This window comes from Palleronia sp. (assembly GCF_042089775.1).
Lineage (GTDB): Bacteria > Pseudomonadota > Alphaproteobacteria > Rhodobacterales > Rhodobacteraceae > Palleronia.
Genome location: NZ_JBELKF010000073.1, coordinates 1 through 16,941 on the forward strand (window position 1 = coordinate 1; position 16,941 = coordinate 16,941).

The following is a 16,941-nucleotide window of genomic DNA, read 5'->3' on the forward strand; positions in this document are numbered from 1 at the left end:
TGAACGTCCACGTTCGGCGCGGGCACCATTGCCTGGGCTTCGGCTTCGACATCGATCTGCTCGGAAGCCTGCACTTCTTCGGAGACCTGCACGTCGGCCTCAGCTTCGGCTTCGGCTTCGGCCTCAGCTTCGGCTTCGACTTCGGCCTCGGCCTCGGCGAAGGCCTCGATCTCTTCGGCATAGGTCGCGCACTCTTCGGCGACGTCCTCGTTGATGGCCGTCACGACGTCCTGCGCCGACAGGTCGCCCACGCTGCCGTTGTTGTCGGCGATCACCTGACCGAGGGTCTGGCATTCGTTCGTCTTGTTCGACAGCTGGTCGGGGTTGATTTCGATCTGCTGGGCAAAGGCGCTACCCGCCATCGGCAGGGTAAGTGCAGTGCTCACGAGCAGGGCGCGGGTACTGATCTTCATGGAAGTCGTCCTCCAAAAAATTCGTTCATGACCGTCTGGTCTAGTCACGAAAGGCGGAGGAGCCGCGTGAGTTCCGTGAAACTTCCACGAAACTCACCGGAGACAGGCTTATCCCAACGCCACGGCCCGGACGTCGTCGTCGATATGCCCCTCGTATTGGGCAAAATTCTCGGCGAACATCGACACCAGCTTCTCGGCCTGCGCGTCGTAGGCCGCGGGATCGTCCCAGGTCTTGCGCGGGTTCAGCAGAAGGTCTGGCACGCCGTTGACGGTGGTGGGGACCTCGAAGCCGAAGTTCGGGTCTTTGCGGAACGGCGCCTGGTCGAGCGTCCCGTCGAGCGCGGCGGACAGCAGCGCACGCGTCGCCTTAATCGGCATCCGGCTGCCCTCGCCATACTTGCCGCCGGTCCAGCCGGTGTTCACCAGCCAGCAGGTCGCGCCGTGCTTGGAGATCTTCTGCTTGAGAAGCTCGCCGTACACCTCGGGGCGGCGCGGCATGAAAGGGGCGCCGAAGCAGGTCGAGAAGGTCGGCTGCGGCTCGGTCACGCCACGCTCGGTCCCGGCGACCTTGGCGGTGAAGCCCGACAGGAAGTGGTACATCGCCTGCGCCGGCGACAGGCGCGCGATCGGGGGCAGCACGCCGAACGCATCGCAGGTCAGCATGATGACGTTCTTGGGATGCCCGCCAAGCGCCGTTTCGCTGGCGTTCGAGATGTAGTGCAGCGGGTAGGCGCACCGCATGTTCGCCGTCAGGCTGTCATCGTCGAAGTCGAGCGCGCGGGTGGCTTCGTCATAGACCATGTTCTCGATGATGGTCGCGAAGCGCTGGGTGGTGGCGTAAATTTCGGGCTCGGCCTTGGGGTCGAGGCCGATGGTCTTGGCGTAGCAGCCGCCCTCGAAATTGAAGGTGCCGCGGTCGGACCAGCCGTGCTCGTCGTCGCCGATCAGGACGCGTGAGGGGTCGGCGGACAGGGTGGTCTTGCCGGTGCCCGAAAGGCCGAAGAAGACCGCCGTGTCGACCGGGTTGCCCGGCGCGTGGTTGGCCGAGCAATGCATCGGCATGATGCCCTTCTCGGGCAGCAGGTAGTTCAGCAGCGTGAAGACCGACTTCTTGTTCTCGCCCGCGTATTCGGTGCCGCCGATCAGGATGGTCTTGTCGTCGAAGTTGATCGCGATGACCGTCCCGGACCGGCAGCCGTGGGTATCGGGATCAGCCTTGAACGAGGGGCAGTTGATGATCGTGAAGTCGGGCACGAAGCTGGCCAGGCTTTCGGCGTCGGGTCGCCGCAGCAGGTGGCGGATGAAGAGCGAGTGCCAGGCGAGTTCCGTGATTACCCGCACGTCGAGACGGTGCGCGGGATCGGCGCCGCCGAAGAGGTCCTGCACGAAGTAGTCGCGCCCCTTCATGTGGGCGATCATGTCGGCCTTCAGCTGGGCGAACTTCGCCGGTTCCATCGGCGGATTGTTCTCCCACCAGATGCTGTCCTCGACCGACGGGGTGCGCACCACGAACTTGTCCTTGGGCGAACGCCCGGTGTGCTTGCCGGTCGAGACCAGCAGCGTCCCGCCCTGTCCCAGCTTGCCTTCGCCCTTGGCAAGCGCGGCTTCCATGAGCTGTGGCTCGGTGAGATTGTAATAGGTGGCGCCGAGCCCGGAAATCCCCTGGGTCTCGAGGGTGTGCGACGTGTTCACGGGTCCTTGGGTCATGCTCTCGGCTCTCGAAATTATGTTGCGCGGCGCAGCCGCTTCGGACGTCCTTGATTATCCTGCGCAGTCTTGTCGCTCCACCCCGATAGCGCAATCGAACCGAGTTTAACGCAACCAGTCCCGGCTTTGGGCAGTGCGGCAATTAAGTCAGCCTTCACGATTTTCCCGCCAAGTAAAGCTGCACAGAGGGCGCCGATTCGCGAATTGAGTTGCCACAAACGGGCCGAAGTTGAATCATGGCAAAAAAGAGACGCCGGCAGGCTACAACAAAAATCGTGCAGTAGAAGGATATCGCCATGTCGAGGATCGCTCTCGTCGATGACGACCGAAACATTCTGACCTCCGTTTCCATGACGCTCGAGGCAGAGGGGTTCGAGGTCGAGACATACAATGACGGACAGCAGGCGCTTGAAGCCTTTGCGAAGAAGCTGCCCGACATGGCCGTGTTCGACATCAAGATGCCCCGGATGGACGGAATGGACCTGCTTCAGCGGGTGCGCCAGAAATCGAGCATGCCGATCATCTTCCTGACCTCCAAGGATGACGAGATCGACGAGGTTCTCGGCCTGCGGATGGGCGCCGACGACTACGTGAAGAAGCCGTTTTCGCAGCGCCTCCTGGTCGAACGCATTCGGGCGCTTCTGCGCCGGCAGGAGGTGCTTTCGGGCGAAGAGCCGACTGCGGCCGAGGCGAGTCAGGTGATGGCTCGCGGTCAGCTGACGATGGACCCCGCCCGCCATGCGGTGAAGTGGAAGGGGATGGATGTCGCGCTGACCGTCACGGAGTTCCTGCTTCTGCAGGCCCTCGCGCAACGCCCCGGCTTCGTGAAGAGCCGCGATCAGCTGATGGACGTGGCCTATGACGATCAGGTCTACGTCGATGACCGGACGATCGACAGTCACATCAAGCGGCTGCGCAAGAAGATGCGGGCTGTGGACGAGGATTTCTCGGCGATCGAAACGCTCTACGGGATCGGTTACCGCTACAACGAAGAGTGACTGCGGTGGCGATGGCGTCGGAAATCGAGAGGGAAAGGTCCCAACGCGCGGGCGTTCTGCTGGGAGAGGACTGGATGCGCGCCGACGCCTCCGCCGACCGTGAGGCGCGTCAGCAGTCGCGCAAGGCCGGCGTGATATCTCTCAACCGGTCGCCGCTGGCGCGCAAGATCATCACGTTCAACCTGCTTGCGATCCTCATGCTGGTAGCGGGCGTGCTCTTTCTGAACCCGTTTCGCGACAGTCTTGTCTTTCAGCGCGAGGCGGGATTGGTGGCCGAGGCCGAACTCGTGGCCAACGTATTCGAGGCACAGCTGGCCCAAGCCCCGGATGCGCGGCTGGGGCAGGGACTCGATGCCGAAGCCACCATTTCCGCGCTCGACCTTATCGGCCCAGCGGAAGTCTTCGTGTTCGACACGGAGGGAGAGATCCTCGGCACCTCGCGAGGTCTGCCGCGCCACAGCCTCAAGGTCGCGGGGCACAAGAGGGACGGGCGCGCGACGCTGCTGACGGACCTCCTTGACCGGGTTTGGATGGCTGTCGCCCGGCTGCTTGAAAAGGGCGGCGAGACCAATGCCGAGTCCGAAACGCAGCGCCTTGCGAACCTTCTCGTCGAACGCGCGCTGGATGGCGGCACCCATGTCGAAACGAACCTGGTGAAGAACGGTAGTACCGTCTTCGCCGTGGCCACCCCGATCATGGATGGTGCCGAGGTGATCGGTGCGGTCGCTCTGACCAGCGGTGCCGGCGAAATCGACGAACTTGTCCGGGCCGAGCGCGAGCAGGTGTTGCAGATGTTCGTCATCGCAATCGTGACCTCTGTAGGCCTCAGTCTTGTCCTGGCCTCCACCATCGCCAACCCGTTGGCTGATCTGGCAGCGGCGGCCGAGATCGGGCGCGATCGCAACGCCCGCACCATGTCCCCTGGTCGGGTCCGCATTCCCGACCTTTCGGCACGGCCCGACGAGATCGGACGCCTGTCTTCGGCGTTGCGCGGCATGGTGGGCGCGCTCTACGACCGGATCGACGCGAACGAGCAGTTCGCGGCCGATGTCGCGCACGAGATCAAGAACCCACTGGCTTCGCTGCGATCTGCGGTCGGCTCGCTGCGGTTCGTGAAGAAGGAAGAGCAGCGCGACAAGCTTCTCGACGTGATCGATCACGACGTGCGCCGCCTTGACCGGCTGGTCAGCGATATATCGAACGCGTCCCGCCTGGACAGCGAGTTAGTCAAGGAAGAGGAAGAGAGCTTCAACCTGCTCGGCATGCTGACCAATATCGGCGACTATCTTGGCCGCGACGCTGACTCGAAGGGCATCGATTTCATCACTGACCTGCCGGACGAGCCGATCGTGATAGACGGCCTGGAAAGCCGGCTCGCGCAGGTTTTCGTCAACCTCATCACCAACGCGATCTCGTTCTGCGAAGAGGGCGACGCGATCCGCCTCTGGGCGCGGCGGCGAGACAATCGGGTACTCGTGGTGGTCGAGGACACTGGCCCCGGCATCCCGGACTCGGCGCTGACCAAGATCTTCAACCGCTTCTACAGCGAGCGGCCCGAGGGGCAGTTCGGCAACAATTCGGGACTCGGCTTGGCCATCTCGAAGCAGATCGTCGAGGCGCATGGCGGTGTGATCTGGGCCGAAAACATCAAGCCGACCGAAGCCGATCCGACCTCCGAACCGCTTGGCGCGCGCTTTGTCGTCGGGCTACCGGTGTGACGCCGACACCCGCCGAGACCATCCATGCCAGCGCCATCGCCATGTCCGGCCGCGGAGTCATCATCCGCGGGGCCGCCGGAGCAGGGAAATCCGCGCTGGCCCTTGCGCTGATCGCGCGCGGCGGTCGGTTGGTCGCCGACGACCGAACCTGCATTGCCCGGCGTGGCCCGGCGGTGATGGCTTGGGCCCCCGCCCCGATCCTGGGCCTGATCGAGGCGCGGGGGATCGGGTTGATTGAAACCAGCACCGCGCCACCGACCGCCGTCGCGCTCGTCGTGGACCTCGACGAGGTCGAGTCCGAACGCCTGCCGCGCGCGCGCCATTGTGACCTTTTGAGAGTGCGTCTGCCACTGGTCGCAGGGGCCGGCATACCCCATCTTGCCGATGCTCTGGTGCCGTTTGTCGCATCGCTTCGCAGGATCACAGCATGACTGGTCGTGTCATTCTTGTCACTGGTCCGTCCGGCGCCGGACGGACCACCGCGATCCACGCGCTCGAGGATCTTGGGTTTGAGGTCATCGACAACATGCCCCTGTCGCTGGTCGACCGGATTCTGGGCGAAGGGGTCGACGGGCGGCCGATCGCCTTGGGCTTCGGGTCAAGCAACCGTGACTTCAGCGCCGACGCAATCCAGCGCCTTGCGCAGCGGCTGTCGGATGATCCGAATGTGGAGTTTGACCTCCTCTACCTCGATGCCCGGCCAGACGTTCTGGTGACACGATATTCCGCGACGCGGCGACGTCATCCATTCGCGCCCGAAGGGGAGCCGCAGGTCGGTATCGACCGCGAGGAGGATCTACTGACGGCGGTGCGTACGCGGGCCACGGTCCTGATCGACACCTCAGACCGCACCGTCCACGAGACGCGGGACGAGATCCGGCGCTTCTTTGGTGGTAAATCGGATGGAGACATGGCGATCTCCGTACAGTCGTTTTCGTACAAGCGTGGTTTGCCGATGGGCGCGGACGTCGTGTTCGATATGCGCTTTTTGAAGAATCCACATTGGGAACCGGAGCTGCGGCCCCTCGACGGCCGAGATGCTGCAGTGCAGGATTACGTCATGCAGGATGATCGATTCGCCGAAATCTTCGCTCGAATCCGCGACATGGTGCTGGCGCTGCTGCCAGCCTACAGAGACGAGGGCAAGAGCCATCTAACCGTTTCCATTGGATGCACAGGCGGGCAACATAGATCCGTTGCCGTTGCGGAATTTCTGGTCAAAGCCCTTGCAGAGGGTGGGTGGCGGGTGTCAACTCGCCACAGGGAGCTTGAAAGGCGCCGGCAGATCACCGCGCCCGAGCGGGAGTAGCGCCGTGATCGGCATCGTCATCGTAGCGCATGGGGGCCTCGCGCGCGAGTTTCTCGCCGCGGTCGAACACGTCGTCGGACGCCAGCGTGGCCTCCGCGCGGTATCGATAGAGCCTGAATGCAACCGTGATATGAAACAAGCAGAGATTTGTGCCGCTGCGGATGCGGTCGATGAGGGCGACGGGGTTATCGTCGCGACCGATATGTTTGGCGGATCGCCGTCGAACCTGTCGTTGCGCGCCTGTGATCCCGACAACCGTCGCATCGTTTACGGCGCCAACCTGCCCCTTTTGATCAAGCTGGCGAAGTCGCGCCACCTTCCGCTGCCGGAGGCGGTATCGACCAGTCTAATGGCGGGGCGGAAGTATCTCGACACTATGGGGCCAGCCAAGCCCGAGCTCAGGCTGGCATCCGGAGGCAATGGCTGAGGCATGGCCCACAGAAGCCTGAAGATCGTGAATGAGAAGGGCCTGCATGCGCGCGCCTCGGCTCGCCTCGTCGAGGTGGTCGAAGACCATGATGCGCGGGCGACCGTCCGCCACGGAGACCAAAGTGCCTCGGGCGACAGCATCATGGGTCTCTTGATGCTGGCTGCACATCGCGGCACGATGATCGAGGTCGAGACCGAAGGACCCGAGGCGGACAAACTCGCCGATGCGCTTGAGACGTTGGTGGCGACCAGGTTCGGCGAGGACATGTGATCCTGCGACAGGCGCTCTGAGTCCGTCCGTCGTACGGCGCACCCGGAACGTCGACCGGTAGAACCCCGCCACGCCGCAAGGACGTCATGTTCGACTGGATCTCTGGCATCATCAAGCAGGTGGGCTATCCCGGGATCGCTTTTCTGATGTTCGCCGAGAACGTCTTTTCAACGATCCCGTCCGAGCTCATCATGCCGCTAACCGGCTTCAATGCCGCGCGCGGAGAGATGAACGTCTTCGGTGTCTTTTCTGCTGGCGTCATAGGCGCGCTGGCTGGCGCGCATCTATGGTACTGGATCGCTTACCGGGTAAAGGCGCGCCGGATACGGCGTCTGGCCGCCAGGTATGGTCGCTGGCTGACAGTTAGCCCGAACGAGTTCGATGAGGCTCAGGCGTGTTTCGACCGGCACGGCGGGACGGCGGTGTTATTCGCCCGGCTGCTTCCGACGGTGCACACGTTCATATTGGTGCCGGCGGGGCTGGGGCCGATGAACCCCGTGCGCTTCATCATCTTCACGACGGCGGGGACGGCTTCTGACGGCGGCGGGCTACCTGCTGGAAAGCCAGTATGAACAGGTCCAGACGTGGCTGAATCCTGTATCGACCGCCGTCGTCGCGGGCATCGCGGCTTGGTACTGCTGGCGCGTGGCCACCTACCGGCGTCGCGTGCCCGAACCCGCGAACGACGATCAACGGGTCGGGACGGGCTCGTCGCCGCGATAGTCGTAGAATCCGCGGCCCGACTTGCGGCCCAGCCATCCGGCCTCGACATATTTCGTCAGAAGAGGGCAGGGGCGATACTTGGTGTCCGCCAGCCCGTCGTGCAGCACGTTCATAATCGACAGACAGGTATCGAGCCCGATGAAATCCGCCAGTTCCAGCGGCCCCATCGGGTGATTGGTGCCCAGCTTCATCGCCTTGTCGATGGATCTCACATTGCCGACGCCCTCGTAGAGGACATAGACGGCCTCGTTGATCATCGGCATGAGGATACGGTTGACGATGAAGGCGGGGAAGTCCTCGGCCGTGGCGGCCGTTTTTCCCAGCCGGTCGACGACATCCATGCAGGTGCGGAAGGTCTCTTCGTCGGTGGCGATGCCGCGGATCAGCTCGACCAAACTCATCACCGGGACGGGGTTCATGAAGTGAAATCCCATGAACCTTTCGGGCCGATCGGTCTTTGACGCGAGGCGGGTGATCGAGATCGACGAGGTGTTGGTCGTCAGAATCGTATCCGGCTTGAGGGCCGGCACGAGTTCCTTGAAGATGGCGTCCTTGACGGCCTCGCGCTCAGTCGCGGCTTCGATCACGAGGTCGCACTGGCCCAAGTCGGTCAGAGTGCCGGTGGTCGCGATCCGGGAGATGGCGCCGTCGAGATCGCCCTGCGTGATCTTCTCGCGCGAGACCTGGCGCTCCATGTTCTTCTTGATCGCCGCGGTAGCTTGGTCGAGCGCTTGAGCGTTCACGTCGTTCAGCAAGACGTCGTAGCCTGCGAGCGCGCAGACATGTGCGATGCCGCTTCCCATCTGGCCGGCCCCGATGATTCCGACGCGCTCGATCTTCATTTTTTGCTCCCGTGGCCGAATTTGCGCGACCTTAGTCGCGGGCGAACGGGCGATGCAAGGCGGGGCGCTGAATGGCCGGATGAATGTTAGGGAAATCCCAAGAAGGCGTGACGTAGAAAAAGGGTGGGGAACATAAGGGGGACATCTGATGTCCGAATCGGTTGGGGGCGCCTCGGCGCCCATGTGGGAGACGTGTGCCTATCCGGGATCAAGGCTCAAGTGCCGCGGGCCTGTGCGGCAATTGGATGGAGACTTCATCGCGGTAATGGGCGGGGCCGAGACTCTGTCTGCCCACCTGTCGCGCGACGTGGCGCAGGTAATCGAAGCGACGACCGGAGTGTCGTGCGTGAACTTTTCGGCCGCTCACGCGGGGCCAGCGGCCTATCTTTCGGATCCCGGCCTGCTGATGCAAATCGCCCGGGCGCGGGCCGTGGTGCTGAGCATTCCGGGGGCCCATCTGGCGCGGAATGCCCTCTTTCAAGTGCACTCCCGACGAAATGACCGCGTGATCGGGCAGAGCAGCAGCCTGCGCGCGCTGTATCCCGAGGTGGATTTCATCAGTCATCCCTTCGTGCGCCACATGTTGATCGAGATGGAGCGGGTGTCGAAGACACGCTTCGCAGTCGTGCGGGATGCGCTACGAAAGGGGTGGTGCGCCGGAATGGCGGACCTGATCGCTGCCGCTGACGCGCCTGTTTACGGCCTCTGGCTAGGGCAGCGTGATCCTGAAGAACTGACAGACTCGATCGAGGCGGCGGACCCACCGTTGGTGGGGCGGGATATGCTGAACGCGCTGAACCTGTCTGGCTTGGTCGAGGTCACGAGAAAGCCGTGCGAAGAAGATCATGCATTGCCACAGGCCGACGTGATAAAACAAGCGGGACGGGCGGTAGCCAGAATGCTGAACGACGAAACGATGCCGAAGTCGCTTCGCAGGACCGCCTGAAACGAAAAAGGGCCCCGTTCAGGGGCCCTTGCGTAGTGTGTGGCCACGGGTCACACTTTTTCGGTCAGTTCCGGTACAGCTTGGAAGAGGTCGGCGACGAGGCCGTAATCGGCGACCTGAAAAATCGGCGCCTCTTCGTCCTTGTTGATCGCGACGATGACCTTGCTGTCCTTCATGCCGGCGAGGTGCTGGATTGCGCCCGAGATGCCGCAGGCGATGTAGAGGTCCGGGGCGACGACCTTGCCGGTCTGACCGACCTGCCAGTCGTTCGGCGCGTAGCCCGAGTCTACCGCCGCGCGCGAGGCACCGATCGCGGCCCCGAGTTTATCGGCAAGCGCCTCGATGATCTTGAAGTCGTCCTCCGACCCGACGCCGCGGCCGCCCGACACGACGATCGAGGCAGAGGTCAGGTCGGGACGATCGCTCGCCGCCACATGATCCTCGACCCATTCCGACAGGGCAGGTGCCTTGGCGGGGCCGACGTTTTCCACAGGCGCTGAGTTGCCCGTGCCGGCGGCCTCGAAGGTGGAGGTGCGGATCGACAGGACCTTGATGGCGTCCTTCGACTTCACCGTCTGGAGCGCATTGCCGGCATAGACCGGACGCTCGAACGTGTCGGCATCGACCACACCGGAAACGTCGGTGATCACCATGACGTCCAGCAGCGCTGCGACGCGGGGCAGGATGTTCTTGGCGTCCGTCGTCGCGGGGGCGGCGATGTGGCTGTAGTCGCCCGCGAGGCTTACGATCAAGGCCGCGGTGGGCTCGGCCAAGCGGTGGCCGTACTGCGCATCCTCGGCGCAGAGGACCTTGGCGACGCCTGCAATCGTGGCGGCCTCGTTCGCGGCGTCAGACGCAGCGGCGCCGGTGCAAAGGAGCGTCACCGCGCCCAGATCCTTCACCGCGTTCACCGCCTTGGCGGTCGCGTCCATGGCCAGCGCGCCATCGGTGACTTCGGCAAGAAGAAGAACGGCCATCAGAGAACCCCCGCTTCGTTTTTCAACTTATCCACAAGTTCATCCACAGAGCCGACGCGGATGCCGGCCTGGCGCTCGGGCGGCTCGGTGGTCTTGACGACCTCGAGGCGCGGCGAGACGTCGACGCCGTAATCCTCGGGCGTCTTTTCCTCGAGCGGCTTCTTCTTGGCCTTCATGATGTTGGGCAGCGAGGCATAGCGCGGCTCGTTGAGCCGCAGATCGGTCGAGATCACGGCCGGCAGCTTCACCCGGATCGACTGCATGCCGCCGTCGACCTCGCGCTTCACCAGGGCCTGCTCTCCTTCGATGTCGATCTTAGAGGCGAACGTTGCTTGGCTCCAGCCCAGAAGGGCCGAAAGCATCTGACCCGTCGCGTTCATGTCGTTGTCGATCGCCTGCTTGCCGCAGATCACGAGGCCCGGCTGTTCGGCGTCGACCACGGCCTTCAGCAGCTTTGCGACGGCCAGCGGCTCGATATCCTGATGAACGTCGTCGGCGGCGGTGATCAGGATCGCGCGGTCTGCGCCCATGGCGAGCGCGGTGCGCAGGGTTTCCTGCGACTGCTTCACGCCGATCGAGACCGCGATGACCTCTTCGACGGTGCCGGCCTCCTTCATGCGGATCGCTTCCTCGACGGCAATCTCGTCGAAGGGGTTCATGCTCATCTTGACGTTGGCGAGGTCCACCCCGCTGCCGTCGCCCTTCACGCGGACCTTCACGTTGTAGTCGATCACGCGCTTGACCGGGACGAGTACTTTCATCGTTGGCCTCCTCTTCGTTCGGAGGCACAGGTAGCGCGGCCCGATCCCGTATTACAGGGTAAAAACGCCACGTCGCAGGCGGTGACGTCCCGTTTTCGCTAACCCCTCGATTTTAGCGGTTGGCGCCCGGCGTCCACAGAACGTCGGTCCGTCCGTCATCGTTCGCGAGGCGTGCGGCGCAGAAGCACCAGTCGGACAGCCGATTCAGGTAGATGATGGCTTCGGCGTTCACCGGCTCTGCGGCGGCAAGCTCGATGCACCGGCGCTCGGCGCGGCGGACGACCGTGCGGCACAGGTGCAGATGCGCCGACAAGGCAGAGCCTCCCGGCAGGATGAACGACCGCAGCGTCTCGAGCCGCTCGTTCATCGCATCGATCTCGGCTTCGAGCCGCCCGGTCTGCGAGGCAGTCATGCGCAGGGGCGGGTATGCAGCCTCTGCGTCCTTGTCGATGTCCGGGTTGCAGAGGTCGGCGCCAAGGTCGAACAGGTCGTTCTGGATGCGCTCGATCTGCTGTGCCAACTCGGCCGCGGCGTGAAGCCGGGCCATGCCGAAACAGGCGTTCGCCTCATCGACCGAGCCGTAGGATTCGACCCGCACATCGAACTTCGCGACGCGCGTCCCATTGCCGAGGGCCGTTTCGCCCTTGTCGCCGGTGCGGGTGTAGATCTTGGACAATACGACCATCGCTCAGCGCCCCATTCCGCCGGCCACGACGAACAGCAGGATCAGCGCGATGGCGACCGCCTGCGCATAGATGCGCCACCGCATGAACTTGTTCGAGCGCTTGGCGTTCTCGACGCCGCCCTTTCCGAAGCCGGTGATGCCGATGATCAGGATCACGGCGACGGCGAGGCACGCGATAAACGCGATGAAGAAGAGGGGATCGGAAAACATCGACGGGCCTGATCAGGTTCGGGTCGGTGCCGACTTACCCCAGCCCGCCGGAAAAGCGAAGGATCAGCTTTCGGTCTTGATGAAGCGGTCGAAGATGTAGGCTTCGCGGCCCGTATCGACGACGCGGATCTGCGCCCAACCGTCCGCGGTGCGGTTGAGGATTTCGACTTCCTGGCCCAGCACGACCTGGTCGAGTACCCGATTCGCGGTCGACGGCCCGTCCCGCAGGTTTACGCGGCTCGCGGCGACCACGCCGTGGTCCGCGACCTCGGATTCGAGCTGTTCGGTCGAGGCGGGGGCGACTGCGGACGAGGTGGCAGAGGCTTCGGCCGACTGGACCGGGTCGAGGGCGCGGGTCGCTTCCAGGGCGCGTTCGATCGCCCCGGCCTCGTCTTCGATCGCAAGGGTGCCTGCGTCGAAAATGTCGCTGGACGAGCGGGTTACGGCAATTTCCGTGCCGCCCGGCGAGGTTTCGAGGTCACGGCCGGCGACCGCAAGGGTCACGCCGATGCCGACAAGAAGAATACTCGTTAGTCGCAACATTTGTCCGCTCGCATGTTGTTCATGTACCTGTTCAGGGCAACAACGTGCTCATCGGCGAAAAGTTCTCTTGACACGCAAATTCGCTTTCCGGCCCCCCAAGGCTCGGGTATCCCGCCGCGCATGACCGACGAAACAGAAGACGAACAGCCCGAGACCGAGATTTCGGAATCGCTGGGGCGCGCCATTGGCGACCGCTACCTGACCTATGCGCTGTCGACGATCATGAACCGCGCGCTGCCCGACGCGCGCGACGGGCTGAAGCCCGTGCACCGCCGCATCCTCTACGCGATGCGCGAACTGCGTCTGGGCCCGAACGGGGGCTTCCGCAAATCGGCCAAGATCGCCGGCGACGTGATGGGCAACTACCACCCGCACGGCGACGCCGCGATCTACGACTCGATGGCGCGCCTCGCCCAGTGGTTCGCGGTGCGTTATCCGCTGGTGGACGGGCAGGGGAACTTCGGCAACATCGACGGCGACAACCCTGCCGCCTCGCGCTACACCGAGGCGCGGATGACCGTCGCCGCCGACGCGCTGCTGGCCGGCCTCGACGAGGATGCCGTCGATTTCCGGCCGAACTACGACGGCACCCTGACCGAGCCGGTGGTGCTGCCCGCGGCCTTCCCGAACCTGCTGGCCAACGGTGCCAGCGGCATCGCGGTTGGCATGGCGACGAACATTCCGCCCCACAATATCGGCGAGCTGGTGGATGCGTGCATTCACCTGATCAAGACGCCCGACGCCCGCGACGATACGCTGCTGAACTACATCAAGGGGCCCGACTTCCCCACCGGCGGCACCATCGTCGAAACGCCGGAAAGCATGGCCGAGGCCTATCGCACCGGCCGTGGCGGCTTCCGCGTGCGCGCCCATTACGAGATCGAGGATCTGGGCCGCGGCCAATGGCAGGCCGTGGTGACCGAGATCCCGTACCAGGTTCAGAAGTCGAAGCTGATCGAGAAGATCGCCGACCTGATACAGAACCGGAAGCTTCCCGTCCTTGCCGACGTGCGCGACGAAAGCGCCGAGGACGTGCGGATCATCTTCGAGCCGCGGGCCAAGACCGTGGACCCCGAGATGATGATGGGCACGCTGTTCCGGCAGACCGACCTCGAGGTGCGGTTCGCGCTGAACATGAACGTGCTGATCGACGGGCGCACGCCCAAAGTCTGCTCGCTCAAGGAGGTGCTGCGGGCCTTCCTCGACCACCGTCGCGAGGTGCTGGAGCGTCGCAAGCGACACCGGCTGGCCAAGATCGACCACCGGCTTGAGGTGCTCGAAGGCTTCATCATCGCCTTTCTGAACCTCGACCGCGTAATCGAGATCATCCGGTATGACGAGGGGCCGAAGCCCGCGCTGATGCGTCAGGACTGGTCCGACGTGCCGCCGCGCGCGGTGGACGAGAAGGCATATGTCTCGCCCCCCGAGGGCGAGGGCGAACTGACCGACGTGCAGGCCGAGGCGATCCTGAACATGCGCCTGCGCGCCCTGCGCCGGCTCGAAGAGCTGGAACTGCGCCGCGAGCGGGACGAGCTGATGGCCGAGCGCGCCGGGATCGAGGACCTGCTGGCAGACGTGGACCTGCAGTGGCAGGCGATCGCCGACGAATTGCGCGAGACCAAGAAGCAGTTCGGCAAGGACTATGCGCGCGGCGCCCGGCTGACCCGTTTTGCCGAGGCCGGCGTCGTCGAAGAGGTTCCGCTCGAGGCGCTGATCGACCGCGAGCCGGTCACGGTGGTCTGCTCGCAGATGGGCTGGATCCGGGCCATGAAGGGTCACATCGACCTCGGGCAGGAGCTGAAGTTCAAGGACGGCGACGGTCCACTCTTCACCTTCCATGCCGAGACGACGGACAAGCTGCTGATGATGGGCTCGAACGGGCGGTTCTATACGCTGCCGGTGGCCAACCTGCCCGGCGGCCGCGGCATGGGCGAGCCCGTGCGCCTGATGGTCGACCTGCCGAACGACGCGCAGATCGTCACCCTGCGCATCCACCGCCCCGGCGCGAAGCTGCTGGTCGCTTCGAGCGCCGGCGACGGCTTTCTTCTGGCCGAGGACGAGGCGATCGCGCAGACCAAGGCCGGCAAGCAGGTGCTGAACGTGAAGGCCCCGGTCACGGCGCTGCTGGCCAAGCCCGTGGCGGGCGACCACGTCGCGGCCGTGGGCGAGAACCGCAAGCTTCTGGTCTTCCCGATCGACGAGCTGCCCGAGATGGCGCGCGGCAAGGGTGTTCGGCTGCAGCGCTACAAGGATGGCGGGCTGTCCGACGCGACGACGCTGACGCTGGCCGAGGGGCTGTCCTGGCAGGATCCCGCGGGCCGGACGCGGACGGTCGGTCGAACCGAGCTGGAGGAGTGGATCGGCAAGCGTGCCTCGGCCGGTCGCATGGCGCCGCGCGGGTTTCCCCGCGACAACAGGTTCCCCTGAACTGCGGTCGGGGGCTTGTGCCCCCGGTCCCTGCCGGTAAGCGTGGTGGAAAAACGAGGGACCCCGCCATGATCACCCGCCGCCTCGCCGCCCTCGGCCTTGCCCTGACCCTCAGCGCCTGTGTGGCGACGGACGAAAGCGGGCCGAAGGATCTGGGCGATTTTCGCCTCGGCTACAACATAGTTCAGGCTCGCACCGTGAAGCAGGGGCCGTTCTCGCGCGAGATATCGGACGAGCAGTTGACCACGGCCCTGCGCGAGGCGGTCGGCGCCCGGCTGAATCGCTATGATGGCGACGGGCTCTACCACGTCGGGATCTCCATTGCCGGTTTCGTTCTGGCCCAGCCCGGCATCCCGCTCGTCTACACGCCAAAATCGGTGCTGATCTTCGAGGTCAACATCTACGACAACGCCACCGGCCAGCGCCTGAACGCCGAGCCCAAGCAGATCACCGCCTTCGAGGGGATCGAGAACGTGGCCCCCATCGTCGGCTCGGGGATCGTCCGCGGACCCGAGGAACAGCTGGCGAATCTCGTGGCCGCCGGTGCGATCCAGGTCGAACGCTGGCTGGCCCAAAACGCCGAGTGGTTCACGCCCGAGCCCGGACAGAAGCGGGTGGAGATCGACCGCGCGCAGCTCGATGCGCGGGCCGAGGCCGCCGTCCGCTCTTCGATGGCCGTCGCCCAGCCGGTCAACTGAGGCTTGCGTTCCCCACGCCCCACCGGTAGAGAGCCCGCGTTGTTGAACCGGGCCGCCCCGCGTGGGTGTTCGGGCCCCTGAAGAGACGAGGCTGAACCGCCATGGCGAAGGCAAAATTCGAACGCACAAAGCCGCACGTGAACATCGGCACGATCGGCCACGTTGACCACGGCAAGACGACGCTGACGGCTGCGATCACCAAATATTTCGGTGACTTCCGCGCCTATGACCAGATCGACGGCGCGCCCGAAGAGAAGGCCCGCGGCATCACGATCTCGACCGCGCACGTCGAGTACGAGACCGAGGCCCGCCACTACGCCCACGTCGACTGCCCCGGCCACGCCGACTACGTGAAGAACATGATCACCGGTGCGGCGCAGATGGACGGCGCGATCCTGGTCGTGAACGCCGCCGACGGCCCCATGCCCCAGACGCGCGAGCACATCCTGCTCGGCCGCCAGGTCGGCATCCCGACGATGGTCGTCTACATGAACAAGGTCGACCAGGTCGACGACGAGGAGTTGCTGGAGCTCGTCGAGATGGAAATCCGCGAGCTTCTGAGCTCGTACGAGTATCCGGGCGACGACATCCCCGTGGTCAAGGGCTCGGCCCTGGCCGCGATGGAAGGCCGCGATCCCGAGATCGGCGAGAACTCGATCCGCGAGCTGATGGCCGCCGTCGACGATTGGATCCCGACGCCCGAGCGTGCCGTGGACCAGCCTTTCCTGATGCCGGTCGAAGACGTGTTCTCGATCTCGGGCCGCGGTACCGTGGTGACGGGTCGTGTCGAGCGTGGCGTGATCAACGTGGGCGACGAGATCGAAATCGTCGGCATCCGTGACACCAAGAAGACGACCTGCACGGGCGTCGAGATGTTCCGCAAGCTGCTGGACCGCGGTGAAGCGGGCGACAACATCGGCGCGCTTCTGCGTGGTATCGACCGTGAAGGCGTGCAGCGTGGCCAGGTTCTCTGCAAGCCGGGTTCGGTCAAGCCGCACACGAAGTTCGAGGCCGAGGCCTACATCCTGACGAAGGAAGAGGGTGGTCGCCACACGCCGTTCTTCGCCAACTACCGTCCGCAGTTCTACTTCCGCACGACGGATGTGACGGGCACCGTTCAGTTGGCCGAGGGCACCGAGATGGTGATGCCGGGCGACAACGTCTCCTTCGGCGTCGAGCTGATCGCGCCGATCGCGATGGAAGAGAAGCTCCGCTTCGCCATCCGCGAAGGCGGCCGCACCGTCGGCGCCGGCGTCGTCTCGAAAATCATCGAGTAAGACGCGC

The 16,941-nt window shown here is 64.4% G+C and carries 19 protein-coding genes; 11 read left to right on the forward strand and 8 right to left on the reverse strand.

Features of this window, described 5'->3' with window-relative positions:
- Both ACFDS3_RS15130 and ACFDS3_RS15135 read right to left on the reverse strand, forming a co-directional pair.
- A partial coding sequence (locus tag ACFDS3_RS15130; protein WP_375263190.1) for a hypothetical protein occupies positions 1 to 413 on the reverse strand: 413 nt, incomplete at its 3' end.
- A 108-nt stretch (positions 414 to 521) separates the two neighbouring features.
- Complete coding sequence (locus ACFDS3_RS15135) at positions 522 to 2,120, reverse strand: phosphoenolpyruvate carboxykinase (protein ID WP_375263191.1); 1,599 nt, start codon at positions 2,118 to 2,120, stop codon at positions 522 to 524.
- Positions 2,121 to 2,416: 296 nt separating this feature from the next.
- Here ACFDS3_RS15135 and ACFDS3_RS15140 point away from each other — a divergent pair, with 296 nt between their 5' ends.
- The 7 genes from ACFDS3_RS15140 to ACFDS3_RS15170 all read left to right on the forward strand — a co-directional run bounded on the left by ACFDS3_RS15140 (position 2,417) and on the right by ACFDS3_RS15170 (position 7,417).
- The gene (locus ACFDS3_RS15140) at positions 2,417 to 3,118 is read left to right on the forward strand and encodes a response regulator transcription factor (RefSeq protein WP_375263192.1); all 702 of its coding nucleotides are present in this window, start codon (positions 2,417 to 2,419) and stop codon (positions 3,116 to 3,118) included.
- A gap of 74 nt (positions 3,119 to 3,192) precedes the next feature.
- Positions 3,193 to 4,836: a sensor histidine kinase gene (locus ACFDS3_RS15145; protein WP_375263193.1), complete on the forward strand. Its 1,644-nt coding sequence runs from the start codon at positions 3,193 to 3,195 to the stop codon at positions 4,834 to 4,836.
- Entirely contained in the window at positions 4,833 to 5,267 is a 435-nt protein-coding gene (locus tag ACFDS3_RS15150; protein ID WP_375263194.1) for an HPr kinase/phosphorylase, read from the forward strand. The genes ACFDS3_RS15145 and ACFDS3_RS15150 overlap by 4 nt, the downstream gene beginning before the upstream one ends.
- Positions 5,264 to 6,145 carry an RNase adapter RapZ gene (gene rapZ, locus ACFDS3_RS15155; protein ID WP_375263195.1) on the forward strand — a complete coding sequence of 294 codons (882 nt, stop codon included), beginning with the start codon at positions 5,264 to 5,266 and terminating at the stop codon, positions 6,143 to 6,145. The genes ACFDS3_RS15150 and rapZ overlap by 4 nt, the downstream gene beginning before the upstream one ends.
- Positions 6,146 to 6,149: 4 nt before the next feature.
- The gene (locus ACFDS3_RS15160; RefSeq protein ID WP_375263196.1) at positions 6,150 to 6,572 is read left to right on the forward strand and encodes a PTS sugar transporter subunit IIA; all 423 of its coding nucleotides are present in this window, start codon (positions 6,150 to 6,152) and stop codon (positions 6,570 to 6,572) included.
- A gap of 3 nt (positions 6,573 to 6,575) precedes the next feature.
- Positions 6,576 to 6,845, forward strand: coding sequence for an HPr family phosphocarrier protein (locus ACFDS3_RS15165; RefSeq protein WP_375263197.1), 270 nt, complete (start codon positions 6,576 to 6,578; stop codon positions 6,843 to 6,845).
- Between the two features lie 86 nt (positions 6,846 to 6,931).
- Positions 6,932 to 7,417: a DedA family protein gene (locus tag ACFDS3_RS15170; protein ID WP_375263198.1), complete on the forward strand. Its 486-nt coding sequence runs from the start codon at positions 6,932 to 6,934 to the stop codon at positions 7,415 to 7,417.
- Positions 7,418 to 7,534: 117 nt separating this feature from the next.
- On the opposite strand, the gene ACFDS3_RS15175 is transcribed toward ACFDS3_RS15170, so the two are convergent.
- The gene (locus ACFDS3_RS15175; protein WP_375263199.1) at positions 7,535 to 8,410 is read right to left on the reverse strand and encodes a 3-hydroxybutyryl-CoA dehydrogenase; all 876 of its coding nucleotides are present in this window, start codon (positions 8,408 to 8,410) and stop codon (positions 7,535 to 7,537) included.
- Between the two features lie 148 nt (positions 8,411 to 8,558).
- Here ACFDS3_RS15175 and ACFDS3_RS15180 point away from each other — a divergent pair, with 148 nt between their 5' ends.
- On the forward strand, positions 8,559 to 9,356 hold the full coding sequence (locus ACFDS3_RS15180) for a DUF6473 family protein (RefSeq protein ID WP_375263200.1): 798 nt from the start codon (positions 8,559 to 8,561) through the stop codon (positions 9,354 to 9,356).
- Positions 9,357 to 9,406: 50 nt separating this feature from the next.
- On the opposite strand, the gene ACFDS3_RS15185 is transcribed toward ACFDS3_RS15180, so the two are convergent.
- The 5 genes from ACFDS3_RS15185 to ACFDS3_RS15205 all read right to left on the reverse strand — a co-directional run bounded on the left by ACFDS3_RS15185 (position 9,407) and on the right by ACFDS3_RS15205 (position 12,532).
- A complete protein-coding gene (locus ACFDS3_RS15185; RefSeq protein WP_375263201.1) occupies positions 9,407 to 10,333 on the reverse strand; it encodes an electron transfer flavoprotein subunit alpha/FixB family protein in 927 nt (308 codons plus the stop codon).
- Positions 10,333 to 11,094 carry an electron transfer flavoprotein subunit beta/FixA family protein gene (locus ACFDS3_RS15190; protein ID WP_375263202.1) on the reverse strand — a complete coding sequence of 254 codons (762 nt, stop codon included), beginning with the start codon at positions 11,092 to 11,094 and terminating at the stop codon, positions 10,333 to 10,335. The genes ACFDS3_RS15185 and ACFDS3_RS15190 overlap by 1 nt, the downstream gene beginning before the upstream one ends.
- Before the next feature lie 112 nt (positions 11,095 to 11,206).
- Entirely contained in the window at positions 11,207 to 11,779 is a 573-nt protein-coding gene (locus ACFDS3_RS15195) for a cob(I)yrinic acid a,c-diamide adenosyltransferase (protein ID WP_375263203.1), read from the reverse strand.
- Positions 11,780 to 11,782: 3 nt separating this feature from the next.
- A complete protein-coding gene (locus tag ACFDS3_RS15200) occupies positions 11,783 to 11,989 on the reverse strand; it encodes a twin transmembrane helix small protein (protein ID WP_375263204.1) in 207 nt (68 codons plus the stop codon).
- Positions 11,990 to 12,052: 63 nt separating this feature from the next.
- The gene (locus tag ACFDS3_RS15205) at positions 12,053 to 12,532 is read right to left on the reverse strand and encodes an SH3 domain-containing protein (RefSeq protein WP_375263205.1); all 480 of its coding nucleotides are present in this window, start codon (positions 12,530 to 12,532) and stop codon (positions 12,053 to 12,055) included.
- Positions 12,533 to 12,652: 120 nt separating this feature from the next.
- On the opposite strand from ACFDS3_RS15205, the gene ACFDS3_RS15210 reads away from it, so the two are divergent.
- From ACFDS3_RS15210 to tuf, 3 genes are all read left to right on the forward strand, one after another.
- A complete protein-coding gene (locus ACFDS3_RS15210) occupies positions 12,653 to 14,959 on the forward strand; it encodes a DNA topoisomerase IV subunit A (RefSeq protein ID WP_375263206.1) in 2,307 nt (768 codons plus the stop codon).
- A gap of 68 nt (positions 14,960 to 15,027) precedes the next feature.
- On the forward strand, positions 15,028 to 15,657 hold the full coding sequence (locus tag ACFDS3_RS15215; protein WP_375263207.1) for a hypothetical protein: 630 nt from the start codon (positions 15,028 to 15,030) through the stop codon (positions 15,655 to 15,657).
- A 101-nt stretch (positions 15,658 to 15,758) separates the two neighbouring features.
- Positions 15,759 to 16,934 carry an elongation factor Tu gene (tuf, locus tag ACFDS3_RS15220; RefSeq protein WP_375263208.1) on the forward strand — a complete coding sequence of 392 codons (1,176 nt, stop codon included), beginning with the start codon at positions 15,759 to 15,761 and terminating at the stop codon, positions 16,932 to 16,934.
- Positions 16,935 to 16,941 lie beyond the last annotated feature (7 nt).